This window comes from Pseudomonas morbosilactucae (assembly GCF_023241665.1).
In the GTDB taxonomy this organism is placed as follows: domain Bacteria; phylum Pseudomonadota; class Gammaproteobacteria; order Pseudomonadales; family Pseudomonadaceae; genus Aquipseudomonas; species Aquipseudomonas morbosilactucae.
In genome coordinates this window covers 22,336-39,838 of sequence record NZ_JALQCX010000040.1, presented here as the reverse complement: position 1 = coordinate 39,838, position 17,503 = coordinate 22,336, and the positions used below count along the sequence as shown (strand labels likewise).

Sequence of the window (17,503 nt, the reverse complement as noted above, 5' to 3'; positions counted from 1 at the left end):
TCGCGTAAACTTGCGCGCTTCTCGCGGCCCGCTAGGCTGCACTTCACATATTTTCAAAGGTGCCCGCCATGCCTTGGCTGCAAGTCCGTCTCGCCATCAGCCCAGAACAAGCCGAAACCTATGAAGACGCGTTCCTCGAAGTCGGCGCCGTATCGGTGACCTTCATGGACGCCGAAGACCAGCCGATCTTCGAACCCGAACTCAACACCACACCGCTCTGGTCCCACACCCATCTGCTGGCCCTGTTCGAGGGCGGCACCGAAGCCGCCAGCGTCCTCGCCCACCTGGAACTGCTGACCGGCAGCCCGCTGCCCGAGCACCACAGCGAAGTCATCGAAGACCAGGACTGGGAACGCAGTTGGATGGACGGTTTCGAGCCGATGCAGTTCGGCCAGCGCCTGTGGATCGTGCCGAGCTGGCACGCCGCGCCGCAACCGGACGCCGTCAACCTGCTGCTGGACCCGGGCCTGGCCTTCGGCACCGGCACCCACCCGACCACCGCCCTGTGCCTGGAATGGCTCGACGGCCAGGACCTGAAAGACTGCAACGTCCTGGACTTCGGCTGCGGCTCGGGGATCCTGGCCATCGCGGCCTTGCTGCTGGGGGCCAAGCACGCCGTGGGCACTGACATCGACGTCCAGGCCCTGGAAGCGTCCCGGGACAACGCCGGGCGCAACCACATCGCCGAAGCGCTGTTCCCGCTCTACCTGCCAGAGCATTTGCCCCAGGTGCAGGCCGATGTGCTGGTGGCCAACATCCTCGCCGGCCCCCTGGTGTCCCTGGCGCCGCAACTGTCGAGCCTGGTCAAGCCCGGTGGCCGCCTGGCGCTGTCCGGAATTCTCGCTGAGCAAGGCGAAGAAGTGGCGGCCGCCTACGCCCAGGACTTCGACCTGGACCCGATCGCCAATCGTGATGGCTGGGTGCGCATCACCGGTCGTCGGCGCTAGAATGGCCGCTTGCCTAACCCGGATGGCCGCATGACCGACAGCTTCGTCACCCAGTGCCCGCATTGCCAAACCAGCTTCCGCGTCAGCCATGCTCAATTGAGCGTGGCCCGTGGGGTGGTTCGCTGCGGCTCATGCCTGCAGGTGTTCAACGCCGCACGGCAGTTGCTTGAGCAACGCGCTGGCAAGGAAGCCGTCGTCAACAGCCCCGCACCGGCAGCCACACCCGCGCCTGCGCCTGTTGTGCCCGTTGCTCCGCCAGCCGTCGCCGCGCCTGCACCGCAGCGGGCCATCAGCCAGAAGCAATGGTCGGCCTCTGAACTGGACCTGGACCACCTCGACCTTGACGAGGAACTGGCCAAGCTGGAGCAGCGGGAAATACAGCCGGCCAAGAACTTTGGCCAGGAGCCGGGCAAGAGCGAATCCCTCAGCGCCCGCCGCGACTCGCCGGATGCCGATGAAGAACACTGGCCCGACAGCCGCCTGAGCGCCACCAGTGCCGAACACGACGAGCTGGCCGAAACGCCGCTGCCGGTTGAAAGCAAAGCCCCGTCACCGGCGGTCGAGCCCGCTAAACCAGGCCGCACCGAGCCTTCGCTGTCCTTCAACCTCGACGACCTGGACGACGAGCCCAGGACACCCAAGTTGCAACTGGATGCCGAGTTGGAGCCCCTGGAGCACCACGCTCCCCTCAGCAGCGACACCGAGGTCGTGCCGGCCAGCCAGTCAAAGACCCGCCGCACCCGCAGCGAACCGGAAGTCCAGGACGATGTGCTGCAAGACCTGGAAGATGACCCCATTCACTTGGACTGGCAGAAGCGCCGCTCGCCCTGGGGCCGACGCCTGCTCTGGTGCCTGCTGATCCTGCTGGCCGCCGCCGGCCTGGCGGGCCAGTACATCGCCTACCACTTCGACGAACTGGCGCGCCAGGACCAGTACCGGCCGTGGTTCCAGCAGTTGTGCCCGGAACTGGGCTGCAAAGTGCCGTCGCGGGTGGATATCGCCCGAATCAAGAGCAGCAACCTGGTGGTGCGCAGCCATCCGGAGTTCAACGGAGCCTTGGTGGTGGACGCCATCATCTACAACCGTGCGCAGTTCACCCAACCCTTCCCGCTGCTGGAACTGCGCTTCGCCGACCTCAATGGCCACCTGCTCGCCAGCCGCAGCTTCAAGCCCGGCGAGTACCTGGGCGGCGACCTTCAGGGGCAGACGGACATGCCCCCGCAGACGCCGATCCACATTGCCCTGGATATTCTTGATCCAGGACCGAAGGCGGTGAACTACAGTCTGAGCTTCCACTCACCCGAGTGAGCCGATTGCGTAGGCTGAAGGCCGAATGCGGATTGACGTCAGTTTTCTGAATCCAGGCGCCAGACAGAACCCTTGGCGATAACGGAATAACTGTTCAGATTTTATCCAATTCAGCCTTTATCCGGTCATCGAGAGCGGGTATCATGCCAACCCTTTTTCGAACTCTCATGATCCGGCCCCACAACAGGGAAGTCCTATGTCGGCGGTACGCATCGGCCCATATACATTGCCCAACGGCTTGATTCTCGCCCCAATGGCGGGAGTTACAGACCAGCCCTTTCGTCAGCTGTGCAAGCGATTGGGCGCCGGCCTTGTAGTTTCGGAAATGGTCACCAGCGACATGAGCTTGTGGAACAGCCGCAAGTCGCGGCTGCGAATGATCCACGAAGGCGATCCCGAGCCGCGCTCGGTGCAGATTGCCGGTGGCGATGCACAGATGCTGGCGGAGGCCGCACGCGCCAACGTCGAGTTGGGTGCACAGATTATTGATATCAACATGGGTTGTCCGGCAAAGAAGGTCTGCAACAAGGCCGCCGGTTCCGCGTTGCTGAAAGACGAAGACCTGGTGAGGGAGATCCTGCATGCCGTCGTGGCAGCGGTTGATGTCCCGGTTACCCTGAAAATCCGCACCGGCTGGGACCGGGCGAACAAGAATGGCCTGACGGTGGCGAAGATCGCCGAACAGGCAGGCATCACGGCATTGGCGGTCCACGGTCGGACCCGCGCCGACCTGTACACCGGAGAAGCCGAGTACGACACCATTGCCGCGATCAAGCAGGCGGTGTCGATCCCGGTGTTCGCCAATGGCGATATCGACTCCCCTGAGAAGGCCCGGCGCGTGCTGCACGCCACCGGCGCCGACGGGCTGTTGATCGGCCGGGCCGCTCAAGGGCGGCCATGGATTTTTCGTGAGATCGAGCACTTTCTGCGGACCGGTGAAACCCTCCCGGCACCGGAACTGATCGAGGTGGAACGTATTCTGCTAGAGCACCTGGCCGCGCTGCATGCCTTCTATGGGGATGTCATGGGCGTACGCATTGCGCGCAAGCATGTGGGCTGGTATCTCGCAACCCTGCCGGGCGCCAGGGAGTTTCGCGCCCACTTCAATCGTTTGGAAGATACGGAAGCACAATGCGCCAACGTTCGTGAGTTCTTTGCCGAGCGTTACAAGAGCCTGGTGACAGGGGACGGAGAGGGGGTGGCCGCATGACGATGATGACCGAGACTTTAGTGAGTGGAACAGCACCCGTGAGCGACAACGTGAATTTGAAACAGCACCTCAATACGCCGAGCGAAGAAGGTCAGACCCTTCGCGGGAGTGTCGAGAAGGCGCTGCACAATTATTTCGCCCACCTTGAGGGCGCGGCCGTCACGGACGTGTACAACCTGGTGCTCTCCGAAGTCGAGGCTCCCTTGCTCGAAAGCGTGATGAACTACGTCAAGGGCAATCAGACCAAAGCCAGCGAGCTGTTGGGCCTGAACCGCGGCACCCTGCGCAAGAAACTCAAGCAGTACGATTTGTTGTAAGCATTCAATCAAACCAGAAAGGCGCCCGCGTAAAAAACGGTCGCCTTTTTTGCTGACTCCTTTGCTTTTGATGGAAATTGAGATGACCGACCAGACTACCCGCCTGCCGATCCGCCGCGCCTTGATCAGTGTGTCCGACAAGACCGGGATCCTCGAATTCGCCAAGGAGCTGGAAGCCCTGGGCGTGGAGATCCTCTCCACCGGCGGGACCTTCAAGCTGCTGCAGGACAACGGCGTGGCCGCAGTGGAAGTCGCGGATTACACCGGTTTTGCGGAAATGATGGACGGCCGGGTGAAGACCCTGCACCCGAAAATCCACGGCGGCATCCTCGGCCGTCGCGGCATCGACGACGCCATCATGAACGAGCACGGCATCAAGCCGATCGATCTGGTAGCGGTCAACCTGTACCCGTTCGAAGCCACCATCAACAAGCCAGGCTGCGACCTGCCGACCGCCATCGAGAACATCGATATCGGCGGCCCGACCATGGTTCGCTCGGCAGCCAAGAACCACAAAGACGTGGCCATCGTGGTGAACGCCAGCGACTACGCCAGCGTCTTGGAAGGCCTCAAGGCCGGCGGCCTGACCTACGCCCAGCGTTTCGACCTGATGCTCAAGGCGTTCGAACACACCGCCGCCTACGACGGCATGATCGCCAACTACATGGGCACCGTGAACCAGGCCGCTGAAACCCTCAGCACAGAAGGTCGCAGCGAATTCCCGCGCACCTTCAACAGCCAATTCATCAAGGCCCAGGAAATGCGCTACGGCGAGAACCCGCACCAGAGCGCGGCGTTCTACGTAGAAGCCAAGCCGGCCGAAGTGGGCATCGCCACCGCGACCCAGCTGCAAGGCAAAGAGCTGTCGTTCAACAACGTGGCCGACACCGACGCCGCGCTGGAATGCGTGAAGAGCTTCGTCAAACCAGCCTGCGTCATCGTCAAGCACGCCAACCCGTGCGGCGTGGCCGTGAGCCCGGACGCTGAAGGCGGTATCCGCCAGGCGTACGAACTGGCCTACGCCACCGACACCGAGTCGGCCTTCGGCGGCATCATCGCCTTCAACCGCGAACTGGATGCTGAAACCGCCAAAGCCATCGTCGAGCGTCAGTTCGTCGAAGTGATCATCGCCCCGTCGGTGAGCGAAGAAGCCCGCGCCATCGTCGCCGCCAAAGCCAACGTGCGCCTGCTGGCCTGTGGCGAGTGGTCGGCTGACCGCGCTGCGGCCTGGGACTACAAGCGCGTCAACGGCGGCCTGCTGGTCCAGAGCCGTGATATCGGCATGATCAGCGCCGATGACCTGAAAGTCGTGACCAAACGCGCCCCGACCGAGCAAGAGATCAATGACCTGATCTTCGCCTGGAAAGTCGCCAAGTACGTTAAATCCAACGCCATCGTCTACGCCAAGAACCGCCAGACCATCGGTGTCGGCGCCGGCCAGATGAGCCGCGTGAACTCCGCCCGCATCGCCGCCATCAAGGCCGAGCACGCCGGTCTGCAGGTCGCCGGTTCGGTCATGGCCTCCGACGCATTCTTCCCGTTCCGCGACGGCCTGGACAATGCCGCCAAGGTCGGCATCACCGCCGTGATCCAGCCAGGCGGTTCGATGCGTGATGCAGAGGTGATTGCCGCTGCCGACGAAGCCGGCATTGCTATGGTCTTCACCGGCATGCGTCACTTCCGGCACTGATACGACAACGGTCGCACTGACACCGGCATCTGCTGCGTTGGAGCCCATCCCGATGATGCTCATTGCCAACAGGCAACTGCGCTCATCGAGATGGGCTCCGCCTTGCATCTACCGGCGTCATTGCAACCTCCTATGGCGTGAAGCGCTCTAGGTTCTAAAACAGAATTAGCGTCATCCGAGGTTTTTGAAATGAATGTACTGATCATCGGTAGCGGCGGTCGTGAACACGCCCTGGCCTGGAAAGTCGCTCAGGACCCACGGGTCGAAAAAGTATTCGTGGCCCCCGGCAACGCCGGCACCGCCATCGAAGCCAAGTGCGAGAACGTTGCCATCGACGTCCTGGCCCTGGAGCAGTTGGCGGATTTCGCCGAGAAGAATGTGTCCCTGACCATCGTTGGCCCGGAAGTGCCGCTGGTGGCCGGTGTGGTCGACCTGTTCCGCGAGCGCGGCCTGGATTGCTTCGGCCCGACCGCTGGCGCCGCCCAGCTGGAAGGTTCGAAAGCCTTCACCAAGGATTTCCTGGCACGCCACAAGATCCCGACCGCCGATTACCAGAACTTCACCGAGATCGAGCCGGCCCTGGCTTACCTGCGTGAAAAAGGCGCACCGATCGTGATCAAGGCCGACGGCCTGGCCGCCGGTAAAGGCGTGATCGTCGCCATGACCCTGGCCGAAGCCGAAGACGCCGTGCGCGACATGCTGGCTGGCAACGCTTTCGGCGAAGCCGGTTCCCGCGTGGTGATCGAGGAATTCCTCGACGGCGAAGAAGCCAGCTTCATCGTCATGGTCGACGGCAAGAACGTACTGCCGATGGCCACCAGCCAGGACCACAAACGCGTCGGCGACGGCGACACCGGCCCGAACACCGGCGGCATGGGTGCCTACTCCCCGGCCCCTGTGGTCACGGCCGAAGTGCATCAGCGGGTCATGGACCTGGTGATCTGGCCGACCGTGCGCGGCATGGCCGACGAAGGCAACGTCTACACCGGCTTCCTTTACGCCGGTCTGATGATCGACAAGGCCGGCAACCCGAAAGTCATCGAGTTCAACTGCCGCTTCGGCGATCCGGAAACCCAACCGGTGATGCTGCGCCTGCAATCGAGCCTGGTGCTGCTGGTGGAAGCGGCCTTGGCCCAGGCATTGGATAAAGTCGAGGCCCAGTGGGACCCACGCCCAAGCCTGGGCATCGTCCTGGCAGCCGGTGGCTACCCGAGCGACTACGCCAAAGGTGACGTGATCCAGGGTCTGGACGCGGCGGCTGCACTGGAAGGCAAAGTCTTCCACGCGGGTACCGCCCTCAAGGACGGCCAGGTGGTCACTTCCGGCGGACGCGTGCTTTGCGCCACCGCACTGGGCAACAGCGTCGACGCCGCCCAACAGCAGGCGTACCAGCTGGCAGCCAAGATCGACTGGCCGGGTTGCTTCTACCGCAAGGATATCGGCTACCGCGCTATTGCCCGTGAACGTGGCGACAACCAGGAGTAAGCTCAGCCCTGGTCATCGGCAAGGGCCCCTGGCCCTTGCCGCGCGGTTATGGCGCCGCGCATAGTTATAATCAGGCATCAACCAACGAAGGGATCTCGCCGTGCGCTGGCTCAGGAATGCCGTAGGCTTCGCTGTCACCCTGTTGACCCTGCTCTGCTTGCATACGGCCCAGGCCGCTCAAGGCAGTGGCTGGTCGGTATTGCTCGACGAACAGGCCGACCTGCAGCTCAGTGATATCCGCTCCGCACGCTACATCAACCAGTTCAGCCCCATCGAACTGGACAAGCTGACCGCCGCCGACCCCGATGGCGCCCTGTGGTTACGCTTCAAACTGCAACCGGGCCAACATGAACAGCTGCTGCGCATTTTCGCGCCGGACCTGTCGCGCCTGAACCTGTATGTGCTCGACGGCGACAAGCTGATCGCACAACAGAACGCCGGCACTGCCCACCCCCAGACCGATACTCCCCTGCTGCCCAGCAGCGACTTGATGCTGCCGCTGCCGCAAAGCCAGAAAACCCTGGACGTCTACCTGCGCCTGGTCTCCGACCACCAGTTACGGCCTTACATTACCCTGGAGGCGGCGGTGAACAGTGCCGCCAACCAGAGCCAGACGCTGATCTATGGCCTGCTGTTCGGCTGTCTGGCGATGCTGATCCTGCACAACCTCACGCGCTATGCCTACACCCGCTCCAGAAGCAGCCTGTGGCTGGCGGCCTGTGAAATCCTGCTGTCCCTCAGCCTGCTGATGCTGCTCAACCTGCTCAGCCCCTGGATGCCGAGCATGTCGGCCCTGCAAACACCCGGGGCCTATCTGGCGCTGTTGCTCACCGCGCCCTGCGGCCTGATGTTCGCCTACCGCTACTTCGCGCCCCTGGGCCCGCACCCGCTGAACCGCCTGCTGCTGGGGGATATCCTGCTGGTCGGCCTGTGCAGCCTGCTGTTGCTGTTTGTCAGCACCCTGCCGCTGAACATCATCACCTACGCCCTGGTGGCCCTCGCCGGCCTGAGCATGCTCTTCGTCGGCGCCTACCACTGGCACAAGGGCTATCGTCCGGCCCGCCTGTTCGTCTTGGCCATGGTGATCTTCAATCTCGGCACCCTGGTGATTCTCCCGGCGCTGCTGGGCCTGACCCTGGTTTCGCCGCAAGGGCTGATCATCACCCTGCTCTGCGTGATCTGCGTCAGCGGCCTGTTGATGAGCATCGCCCTGGGTGAACGCCAGCGCAGCATCACCGAAAACCGCTTCAGCGAAAGCCGCGACCTGGCGGCCAGCAATGCCGAGGTGAACGCCAAGGCCGAGTTCCTGGCCAAGATCAGCCATGAGATCCGCACACCGATGAACGGCGTGCTGGGCATGACCGAACTGCTGCTGGGCACGCCGTTGTCGGTCAAGCAACGGGACTACGTGCAGACCATCCACAGCGCTGGCAATGAACTGTTGACCCTGATCAACGAGATCCTCGACATCTCCAAGCTGGAGTCCGGGCAGATCGAACTGGACGACGTGCAGTTCGACCTCAACGCCTTGATCGAAGACTGCCTGAGCATCTTCCGCGCCAAGGCCGAGCAGCAGAACGTCGAGCTCATCAGTTTTATCCAGCCCCAGGTGCCGCGGGTCATCAGCGGCGACCCCACGCGCCTGCGCCAGGCGCTGCTGAGCCTGCTGGAAAACGCCCTGAAGAAGACCGACGAAGGCGAAGTGCTGATCGTGGTCGCCCTCGACGAACGCAGCAGCAAACCGCGCCTGCGCATCGCGGTGCAGGACAGCGGCCAGCCGATGGACGCCGAAGAGCGTGACGCCCTGCTGCACACCGAACTGCACAGCAAGAACTTCCTCGCCGCCACGCGGCTGGGTGGCAACCTGGGCCTGGTGATCGCTCGGCAACTGGTGCTGTTGATGCACGGCGAGTTCGGCATCAAAAGCAGCGCCAACCAGGGCAGCACCCTGTGGCTGACCCTGCCCCTGGACCCGGAGCGCCTGGAGCACCCGACCGCCGACCTCGATGGCCCGCTGCAAGACGCCCGGGTGCTGGTGGTGGACGACAACGACACCTGCCGCAAGGTCCTGGTGCAGCAATGCAGCGCCTGGGGCCTGAACGTCAGTGCCGTGCCATCGGGCAAGGAAGCCCTGGCCCTGCTGCGGACCAAGGCGCACCTGCGGGACTACTTCGACGTGGTGCTGCTGGACCAGAACATGCCCGGCATGACCGGCATGCAGCTGGCGGCGAAGATCAAGGAAGACCCAAGCCTGAACCACGACATCCTGCTGATCATGCTCACCGGCATCAGTAACGCGCCGAGCAAGGTCATCGCCCGCAATGCCGGGATCAAGCGCATCCTCGCCAAGCCCGTGGCCGGCTACACCCTCAAGACCACCCTGGCCGACGAACTGAACCAGCGCAACAAGGGCCAGGCCGCGGCGACTTCCTCGCCTGCCAGCGTGGTCCAGGCGGCCGCTGAAGCGGTCGCCGTGCCCAGCGACTTCCGCATCCTGGTGGCCGAAGACAACAGCATCTCCACCAAAGTCATCCGCGGCATGCTCGGCAAGCTCAACCTGCAACCCGACACCGCCAGCAACGGCGAAGAGGCCCTGCAGGCGATGAAGGCCCAGCGTTACGACCTGGTGCTGATGGACTGCGAAATGCCGGTGCTCGACGGTTTTTCCGCCACCCAGCAACTGCGGGCGTGGGAAGTCGGCAACCAGCGGATCCGCACCCCGGTGGTGGCCCTGACCGCGCACATCCTCGCCGAACACAAGGAGCGCGCGCGCCAGGCCGGCATGGATGGGCACATGGCCAAGCCGGTGGAACTCTCGCAACTGCGCGACCTGGTTGAGCACTGGGTGGCACAGCGCGACCTGCGTGACCGCACGCCCGCGCAAACCACCTGAACCGGCCGGGCCCCATGATCGAACTGGACATCAGCCACGCCTTCGGCGCCATCGACTACGCCAATGCCGGCGGGCTGACCACCTACATCGATATCGGGCTGAACGAGGCCCTGCTTGAGCACTTCCACTTCACCCTGTTCAACATCGTCCTCAACCGCCTCGACGATCCGGTGATCGACAGCCTGGCGCAACAAGCGCCGGACTGGGTGCCGCCAGCGGACGACGACAGTTTTCTGATTGTGCAAAAGGCCGAGGTGCACTTCGAACAGGTCAAGGGCTACGAGTCGTCACTGACCGTCGACATCGAGGGCCACCGGCACCGCATCGACAAGGCCTGGGGCCAGCCCCCGGCACCCGGCGACCGGATCTATGACATTGGCGGCCGCCTCAGCGTCGGCCCCGGCCTGACCCTTAACCTGGCGGTGATCTGCAACGCCACGGTCAGCCTGCGCTTTGCCCGGGAAGACTGTGTGTACGTCGAAGACTACCCAGCGTTCCTCACCCAAATGCACGAGCTGAACAGCGCCATGAGCACACGCCAGCACGCCCCGGCCGGCCCCCTGTTCGACATTGATTTCCGCAACCGCCACCTGAACTCGGACTGGGAACGCGGCTACAGCCTCTACTCCGGCCCGGCGACACCCGAACACGTCAGTTAAAGCGCCTGGCCCAAGGCCGAAGCCAGCCTCGTACCGGCCGAGCCGACAGCATGCGCGGCGCCTGTTAAACTCCCGCTCGCCCTTTCCTCGCTGTGAGCTCCCACCATGCTCCACGTGTTGTTCAGCGTTTACCTGAAGATGTTGGTGCTCTACAGCCCCTTCTTCGTCCTGTCGTGTTTTATCAGCCTGACCCGCGGTTACTCCAGCAAGGAGCGCCGACGCCTGGCCTGGAAAGTTGCCCTGGCGACCCTGGTGTCCAGCGTGCTGCTGTACCTGTTCGGCCGAGTGATTTTCAGCGTTTTCGGCATCACCGTGGACGCCTTCCGCATCGGTGCCGGCAGCGTGCTGTTCATCTCCGCCCTGGGCATGGCCCAAGGCAAATCGGCGGTGCAGACCGACAATGTGCAGCAAGACGTGACCATCGTGCCGTTGACCATTCCCCTGACCGTCGGCCCCGGGACCATCGGCGCCTTGCTGGTCATGGGCGTCAGCCAGCCGCACTGGGACGACAAACTGATGGCTATCGTCAGCATCGCCCTGGCCAGCTTCACTGTCGGCGTGGTGCTCTACCTGTCCAACCGCATCGAACGCATCCTCGGCGAACAAGGCCTGCAAATCGTCAGCCGCCTGATGGGCCTGTTCGTCTGCGCCCTGGCCGCGCAGATCATCTTTACCGGGGTGCGCGGGTACTTGGTGCCTTAATCCGCCAGCGCCCTGGTACCGGTCAGGGCACCAGCCCCTCTCAGCCCCGCCGTCTAACGGCGAGGGCGCCCCCCTCGTTTCTTACTGCAGCATTAGCGACCTTTCCGCGGGACTTTCAGAATCCCCCTGTAGCCGGTGCTCTGCCCTCCTCCCTAGCATGACCCCCTCATTCTTCCTTGGCATCGGCGCCGTCCCGAACGCCTTTGTCGACCTTCACCGCTGAAGGACTAGCGTATGTTCGCGCCGGCTGGCTCCGCCTATTTCGACCTGCTGATTCCCTCAATTCGCCACGACTTCAAGGTACTGGCCTTTGACGGTATCGAAGCCCTCAGCAGCCTGTACGCCATCCATATCGAACTGGTCAGCGAAAACCCGAATATCGACCTGGAGCCCCTGCTGCGTCAGCCGGCATTTCTTCGTTTTGGCCCCAAGGGCGAAGGCCTGCACGGGCGGATCGAAGACATTGCCGCCGGGGCGTCTGGCAGGCGCCTGAGCCACTATTACCTGCGGCTGGTGCCGGTGCTGCACTACCTGCAGTTCAGCCACAACCAGCGAATTTTCCAACATCAGAGCGTGCCGCAGATCGTGGCCCAGGTGCTTCAGGGTCACGGCATCCAGCCAGATGTGTTTGCCTTTCATGTGCCCGGCGCCCCTGAGCGCGAGTACTGCACCCAATACGCCGAAAGTGATTTCGAATTCATCCAGCGCCTGTGCGCCGAAGAAGGCATCGCCTGGCACCACCAGCACTCGGCGGACAATCATCTGCTGGTGTTTAGCGACAATCAGACCGCCTTCCCGACACTCGACACAACGCCTTACCAACCTGGCAGCGGGCAGGTCGCCGACGGCCCGACCGTCAAGCGTTTCGCCCAGCGGTTCAGCACCCGCCCCCAAGCCGTCACCCGCCGCGACTATGACGTGCAGCGGCCCAATCGGCTGCTGGAAAGGACCCACAGCGTCGTATCGGGGCCGGCGCTTGAGGACTATCGCTACCCACTGCCGCTGCCCACCGAGGCGCGCGGTCAACAGCAGGTCCAGCGAGCCCTGGAAAGTCACCGTGTCGACTATCAGTTGGCCGAAGGCGAGAGCGGCCAGCCGACCCTGCGCAGCGGCCACTTCTTCACCTTGAGCGATCACCCACGCAACGCCTGCAATGACCTGTGGCTGCTGCTCAGTGTTCATCACCGCGGCAAGCAGCCCCAGGTCCTCGAAGAAGCCCTCGATACCAGCGCCCCTGACGGCTTTACCCAGGGTTACCACAACCATTTCAGCGCCATTCCCTGGGACGTGTTGTTCCGCCCGCCGCTGCCCCCGCGCCGACCGGTGCTGGTGAGCCAGACCGCACGGGTGACAGGGCCGCCGGGCGAAGAGATTTTTTGCGATGCCCTGGGCCGGGTCCGGGTCGAGCTGCCCTGGGACCGCACGGAACTCAACAGCGATAAAAGCAGTTGCTGGTTGCGGGTGTCATCCAGCTGGGCCGGGGACAATTTTGGTGCCGTGAGCATTCCCCGCATCGGCATGGAAGTGGTGGTGACCTACCTGGAAGGCGACCCCGATCAGCCTTTGATCACCGGGTGCGTGGCCAACACCGCCACCCCTGTGCCGTACACCCTGCCGGAAAACCACAGTAAAACCGTTCTGCGCAGCCACAGCACACCCAACAGTGGCGGCTACAACGAGCTGATGCTCGAAGACCGAGCCGGGCAGGAAAAAATCTTCCTGCGGGCACAACGGGATCTTGAACACCTGATCCTCAACGACAGCACTACCACCATCGGCCATTCGCGCCGCGAACAGATCACTCAGGACAGCCACAGCCTGATCGGCAACGACCGCCACGAACAGGTCGACGGCCATAGCTCAAGCCTGATCCAGGGCAACGAAACCCACACCACCCAAGGCGTGCGCAACACCGTGATTGCCGGCCATGAATGGCTGTCCATCGATGGCAACGCCAGTACCCATGTCGACGGCAGCCTGGTGCTACAGGCCGGCACCCAGGCTCGGCTCACCGCCGCCCACGTGGTGATCGATGCCGGCACGAGCCTGACCCTCAAGGCCGGCGGCCAGCACCTGGTCATCAACCCGGGCGGGATTTTCAGCAGCGAGCCGGTGGTGCTGGGCGGTGCGCCGATGGCCGGTGTCGCGCCGCAGCAAGCCCTGGAATCGCTGGCCGGCGCCCCCCAGGCAATCATCGACAACCCGCTGTCCATCATGAGTGCGAGCAAGCAACAGGCCGTGGATTTCTGCCCGCTGTGTGAAGCCTGCCGCAATGGTCTGTGTGACCTCGGAGAACGTGCATGAAAAGCGTGGAGCAATGGCTATATGAACAAGTCCGGCTAGGGCGCGGCCTCTACCTGGTGCTGGACTCCGATGGGGCGCTTGACGCCCGCGATGCCCTGATCGCCGAGGTGGGCCACGAGCGCTACCGCGCGGTGTATCGCAGTACCCCAGCTCATTCGCTGGCCAGCGCAGGGCCTTATCTGTTTCAACTTGATCGGGCAGCCCCTCACTTGCTCGCGGCCCTGCTCAAGGCGCCTGAAGCCGATTGGGGATGGTTGGCCACCGCCCCGGCCACCGAACTTGATGCCCTGACCCAACATTGGCGCGACCGATTGGTGGTCGGCGAGCCACCCCATCAATGCCTTTACCGCTTTCATGACAACCGTGTGCTGGGACGGGCCTTGGCCCATATGCCAGCCGAACACCATCCAGGCTACCTGGGGCCCATCGCCAGCGTGTGCTACTGGCAGGCCGAACAATGGAACGTCCACGACAACCCGGCCCCGGGCACGCACCCGGTGCCGCCTGAGCCGCAGTGGCTGAACATCCCCACGCCGCAAGCCACCTACACCGCCGTGCAGTTCGACAACATCAGGCGTTACCTCATGCGCGAGCACACAGACCTGCTGGCGGCGCTTGCCGAACACCAAGACATCGACACCTGGCTGCGCACCCAACTCGACCTGGCCACAACCTGGAATTGGCAGGCACCTGATGCCCTCTATTTCCTTCTGACCCAAAGCCTGCGAGCCGCGGATTACACACTGCCGACATTCTGGCTGCCCCGACATGGCGAAACCCCTGAGCAACACATTGAACGTGTTCGTCAAGAAGCCCTGTATTGGCAGGGGAGCGGCCCCTTATGAACAGCTTTATTCAACGCTGGCTGTTCATCGGTTACCTGGCTTTGGCAACAGGCTGTTCGGCCATGGGCACCTCCGACAGTTTTACCTTGAGTGCGGACTTGCCGCCGGACTTCACTTACGAAGCCACCGCCATCTATGTACCGGCCCAAGGTGAAACCTGCAGCGTACCTGGCGGCAGAAACACACGGATGGGTATCAACAGAACGTGGCAGAAAGAGTACCAACGCGACTCCAAAATAGTGCTGCACAGAACAGTGAGTGGCTGTCCGTTGGCACTGCAGTCCGTCGAGTTTTATATCAACGCTACATATGGCAAGGATTGGGGAGACGTTGCCCGAGACTTTGGAAAGGTCCATGTGAGTGACCACTTGGATGACCGAGATAAAGGCACATTCAACGCTGTCGGTGAAAGCCAGGTGTCGGGGCGTTGCCAGTTGCTGTTTCGAACATCAGGCGGTTTACGGCGAATTGTAAAAATTCTGACCTGTACAAACACCGATGCACAGGGCAACCCGACCTTAGGCCATCCATTTGCGGCCTACACCCTGGACCAACTACCGGGAAAAACCGTGCGCTTGAAAATCAAGTTAGCGGCTGAGGAGGAACCCTATATGGGCGATACCTGGGTCAAGGTACTTGGTGGCTGGAAGCGCTGTATGGGTGAACGCTTTGAAGACCAAGATGCTTTTTGCTTTGGCAATTACAAGGATTTCAGCACGTTCAGAATGCCTGACGGCCGTACTTGCGACATTTATCCGGGGTGTACCGAAAACAAGGAAGTAAACCCATGAATACTAAATCGCTACCGCAGGGTGACAGTCCCTCCATGGAAGGTCGTGTTTACACCTGCCCCTTACGCGGTCAAGCCACTAGCTTTCAGTTGGTGGACGAGTTCGGTGACGGTAAAACTTATGCCGGACTGATGTATGAAGCGACCGACTATGAAAACGTGACCCATACAGGCCGGCTAGATATCGATGGTGTGGGGCGGGTAGAAGATCACTATTGCGGGCCGCTTCTGCTCACTCTGAATCAACCTTACGCAGGCCCCAATAAAACATATGTGCGCTTAAAAAAAAGGAAGTATTACCCACTCCCTATCACCGAACTGCAAGTACGCGCCGAAAGCACTCGTTTCTTCAACAACAGCGGTGCCCGCACGCGGAGCAACCCGGCACAGGACAGGGCTGATAGTTTCTATCAGGTTGAGGTCAGTGAGCTGGTGGAGCACGACGCCCATTTGCCGCTGATGGTCGAACGGCATTTCCCACCCAACCAACATGTGTACTCACTGTTTCGACTGCCGCCCCAGCCCAAGGGCTCAAAGATCAAGCCTACGGGCTACCTCGACGGTGGAGCGCCACCGGACGGGATCACGACCGATCGGACGCTGGTTGACCAGGACTTTATCTCTCCGCCATCAAGGGTGGCGGGCATTGCTCTGCTGCCCAACCGCCATCACGTGCTGGAGGTAAGGCCGTTGCGGGCCTTGCGGCCAATGCTGTCGACCGATGCCAAGTTTTGCGCACTCAACCTCTACCAACTGGCGGTGCTGACGACCCTGAGTTACAGCAACTTTGACCAGGCACCTCGCACGCAACCGGTGGAAAGCGCCCGCGTGGGGTTTCCCGTGCAGCCCAGCAGCGGCAACTGGTTTGGCGCAGTGCTGCCAGCCTTTGACGAACTGTGGCAGGTGGATGCGGCGCAGTCTGGGGGCAGGGCCTATTACCCGCTGTATGAGGACGTGCCCTACTCGAGGCGCCTGGAAATTATCCCGTTCGACCCGGAGCTGTACCCGCAGGTCAATCATCCGAGCCTGGGAAATGCGCAGGAACATCCGGAGAGGATTCACTTTTTTGATGACCGTCTGGATGAAGGCGGCACCGATACCCAGGCCTATATCACCCATCACGATGAGCTGATTTTGCTTGCCGTGCGTGGCACGGCCGAAATGCCCGATGTATTCCGCGATATGGACGCTGAGCAAGTACCTTTCGAGGAGGGCGACGGCAAGGTGCATAACGGCTTTTATGGCGCAGCCAAAGCACTTAGGAGCTTTGTTACCGACTATCTGGATAAATTCTACAGCGGACAAAAACTCGTCATTACAGGACACAGCCTGGGTGGCGCAGTGGCGCTCATACTCTCCGAAATGCTTCGGCGCAGGACAGGTTTCACTTATGACATCCTGCTCTACACCTACGGCAGCCCAAGGGCCGGCGATACCGATTTTGTCAAAGGTGCCAAGGCGCTGCTACACCACCGCATAGTCAATCACCACGACCCGGTGCCGAGCGTGCCGGCAACCTGGATGAGCACCTCCAAGCCCAAACAACTCGCAGCGCGAGGCTCGGTTCTGGTGCTGGATGCGCCGGTTGGCTTGACGTTGTTTATTTCAGGCCTGATCAACTTTACCGGCGAACCCTATGCCCACCATGGCCAGTTGCGGCACTTTCAGCCGGTGGACTTTGGCACAGGGCGCAGGTCGGCGATGCTCTGGGCGCCAGGCTGTAGCACCATCCTCGATCAGGGCTGTGCCAGGGTGCTGCAGGAGATCGACGGTTTGCCGGTGCGCGGCTCGCTGCTTCGGCAACTGGTGGACAACGTTGATCACAAGATGATCGATAGCTACATCCCCAACTGTTGGGCCACCCTGCGCCGTTGGCAGGAGTCACAGGAGTTCACACGTAACCTGGTGACCGAGCGTGAATTCGACTGGGTCGATCGGGCATTGACTCGCATCACTCAACAGCTGCGCGACTTGGATCGAAGCCAGGCGGCACGGCCCGATGCCTATCTCAACGCTCAAGAGCGGGTCATGGCAAGGCAACGGATTACTCAGGAAATCGACCGTCTGCATACAACCCGTCAACGCCTGCTTGAGTTGAGCATTACCAGGGTCAGCGAGCGCGATGTATACGGCACTTTCGCCGGTCAGCCGACCTTGCTGGCAGAGGGCTTGCCACGCTGGAGAGCGCACCCGGAAAACACCGCGCAGGAGCAACTGGCGATGATTCCAACGCCCGCTGACGACCCTGATCAGGCGATCGCTGAGTTGATCGGGGGTTATGTCATCGGGGCGCCCCGGGAGCTGGATATCGACTCGTACACTTAGGCCAGGGCTGTGGGCTACACCTGGGACG

At 62.2% G+C, this 17,503-nt stretch carries 13 protein-coding genes; all 13 read left to right on the top strand.

Features of this window, described 5'->3' with window-relative positions:
- Positions 1-68: 68 nt before the first annotated feature.
- The 13 genes from prmA (at position 69) to M1B35_RS21370 (ending at position 17,475) form a co-directional block, all read left to right on the top strand.
- Positions 69-947: a 50S ribosomal protein L11 methyltransferase gene (gene prmA, locus M1B35_RS21430; protein WP_268262993.1), complete on the top strand. Its 879-nt coding sequence runs from the start codon at positions 69-71 to the stop codon at positions 945-947.
- Between the two features lie 30 nt (positions 948-977).
- A complete protein-coding gene (locus M1B35_RS21425; RefSeq protein WP_268262992.1) occupies positions 978-2,255 on the top strand; it encodes a DUF3426 domain-containing protein in 1,278 nt (425 codons plus the stop codon).
- 196 nt (positions 2,256-2,451) lie between these two features.
- Positions 2,452-3,465 (top strand): tRNA dihydrouridine synthase DusB, encoded by a 1,014-nt coding sequence (dusB, locus tag M1B35_RS21420; RefSeq protein WP_123329737.1) that lies wholly within the window; start codon positions 2,452-2,454, stop codon positions 3,463-3,465.
- A complete protein-coding gene (gene fis, locus M1B35_RS21415) occupies positions 3,462-3,782 on the top strand; it encodes a DNA-binding transcriptional regulator Fis (protein WP_007921650.1) in 321 nt (106 codons plus the stop codon). The genes dusB and fis overlap by 4 nt, the downstream gene beginning before the upstream one ends.
- 82 nt (positions 3,783-3,864) lie before the next feature.
- Positions 3,865-5,472: a bifunctional phosphoribosylaminoimidazolecarboxamide formyltransferase/IMP cyclohydrolase gene (gene purH, locus M1B35_RS21410; protein ID WP_123329735.1), complete on the top strand. Its 1,608-nt coding sequence runs from the start codon at positions 3,865-3,867 to the stop codon at positions 5,470-5,472.
- 189 nt (positions 5,473-5,661) lie between these two features.
- A complete protein-coding gene (gene purD, locus M1B35_RS21405) occupies positions 5,662-6,957 on the top strand; it encodes a phosphoribosylamine--glycine ligase (protein WP_123329733.1) in 1,296 nt (431 codons plus the stop codon).
- Between the two features lie 100 nt (positions 6,958-7,057).
- The gene (locus M1B35_RS21400; protein ID WP_268262991.1) at positions 7,058-9,850 is read left to right on the top strand and encodes a hybrid sensor histidine kinase/response regulator; all 2,793 of its coding nucleotides are present in this window, start codon (positions 7,058-7,060) and stop codon (positions 9,848-9,850) included.
- 14 nt (positions 9,851-9,864) lie between these two features.
- Complete coding sequence (locus M1B35_RS21395) at positions 9,865-10,509, top strand: hypothetical protein (protein WP_268262990.1); 645 nt, start codon at positions 9,865-9,867, stop codon at positions 10,507-10,509.
- Between the two features lie 105 nt (positions 10,510-10,614).
- A complete protein-coding gene (locus tag M1B35_RS21390; RefSeq protein ID WP_268262989.1) occupies positions 10,615-11,211 on the top strand; it encodes a MarC family protein in 597 nt (198 codons plus the stop codon).
- A gap of 234 nt (positions 11,212-11,445) precedes the next feature.
- On the top strand, positions 11,446-13,515 hold the full coding sequence (gene tssI, locus M1B35_RS21385) for a type VI secretion system tip protein TssI/VgrG (RefSeq protein WP_268262988.1): 2,070 nt from the start codon (positions 11,446-11,448) through the stop codon (positions 13,513-13,515).
- Positions 13,512-14,360 carry a DUF4123 domain-containing protein gene (locus M1B35_RS21380; protein WP_268262987.1) on the top strand — a complete coding sequence of 283 codons (849 nt, stop codon included), beginning with the start codon at positions 13,512-13,514 and terminating at the stop codon, positions 14,358-14,360. The genes tssI and M1B35_RS21380 overlap by 4 nt, the downstream gene beginning before the upstream one ends.
- A complete protein-coding gene (locus M1B35_RS21375; RefSeq protein WP_268262986.1) occupies positions 14,357-15,151 on the top strand; it encodes a hypothetical protein in 795 nt (264 codons plus the stop codon). Before M1B35_RS21380 ends, M1B35_RS21375 begins: the two co-directional genes overlap by 4 nt.
- Positions 15,148-17,475: a lipase family protein gene (locus tag M1B35_RS21370; RefSeq protein WP_268262985.1), complete on the top strand. Its 2,328-nt coding sequence runs from the start codon at positions 15,148-15,150 to the stop codon at positions 17,473-17,475. The genes M1B35_RS21375 and M1B35_RS21370 overlap by 4 nt, the downstream gene beginning before the upstream one ends.
- The last annotated feature ends 28 nt before the right edge of the window (positions 17,476-17,503 follow it).

Excerpts from the sequence above, each read along its gene's own strand:
- prmA (WP_268262993.1), top strand. The coding sequence starts at position 69 with ATGCCTTGGCTGCAAGTCCGTCTCGCCATCAGCCCAGAACAAGCCGAA.
- M1B35_RS21425 (WP_268262992.1), top strand. The coding sequence starts at position 978 with ATGACCGACAGCTTCGTCACCCAGTGCCCGCATTGCCAAACCAGCTTC.
- dusB (WP_123329737.1), top strand. The coding sequence starts at position 2,452 with ATGTCGGCGGTACGCATCGGCCCATATACATTGCCCAACGGCTTGATT.
- fis (WP_007921650.1), top strand. The coding sequence starts at position 3,462 with ATGACGATGATGACCGAGACTTTAGTGAGTGGAACAGCACCCGTGAGC.
- purH (WP_123329735.1), top strand. The coding sequence starts at position 3,865 with ATGACCGACCAGACTACCCGCCTGCCGATCCGCCGCGCCTTGATCAGT.
- purD (WP_123329733.1), top strand. The coding sequence starts at position 5,662 with ATGAATGTACTGATCATCGGTAGCGGCGGTCGTGAACACGCCCTGGCC.
- M1B35_RS21395 (WP_268262990.1), top strand. The coding sequence starts at position 9,865 with ATGATCGAACTGGACATCAGCCACGCCTTCGGCGCCATCGACTACGCC.
- M1B35_RS21390 (WP_268262989.1), top strand. The coding sequence starts at position 10,615 with ATGCTCCACGTGTTGTTCAGCGTTTACCTGAAGATGTTGGTGCTCTAC.
- tssI (WP_268262988.1), top strand. The coding sequence starts at position 11,446 with ATGTTCGCGCCGGCTGGCTCCGCCTATTTCGACCTGCTGATTCCCTCA.
- M1B35_RS21380 (WP_268262987.1), top strand. The coding sequence starts at position 13,512 with ATGAAAAGCGTGGAGCAATGGCTATATGAACAAGTCCGGCTAGGGCGC.
- M1B35_RS21375 (WP_268262986.1), top strand. The coding sequence starts at position 14,357 with ATGAACAGCTTTATTCAACGCTGGCTGTTCATCGGTTACCTGGCTTTG.
- M1B35_RS21370 (WP_268262985.1), top strand. The coding sequence starts at position 15,148 with ATGAATACTAAATCGCTACCGCAGGGTGACAGTCCCTCCATGGAAGGT.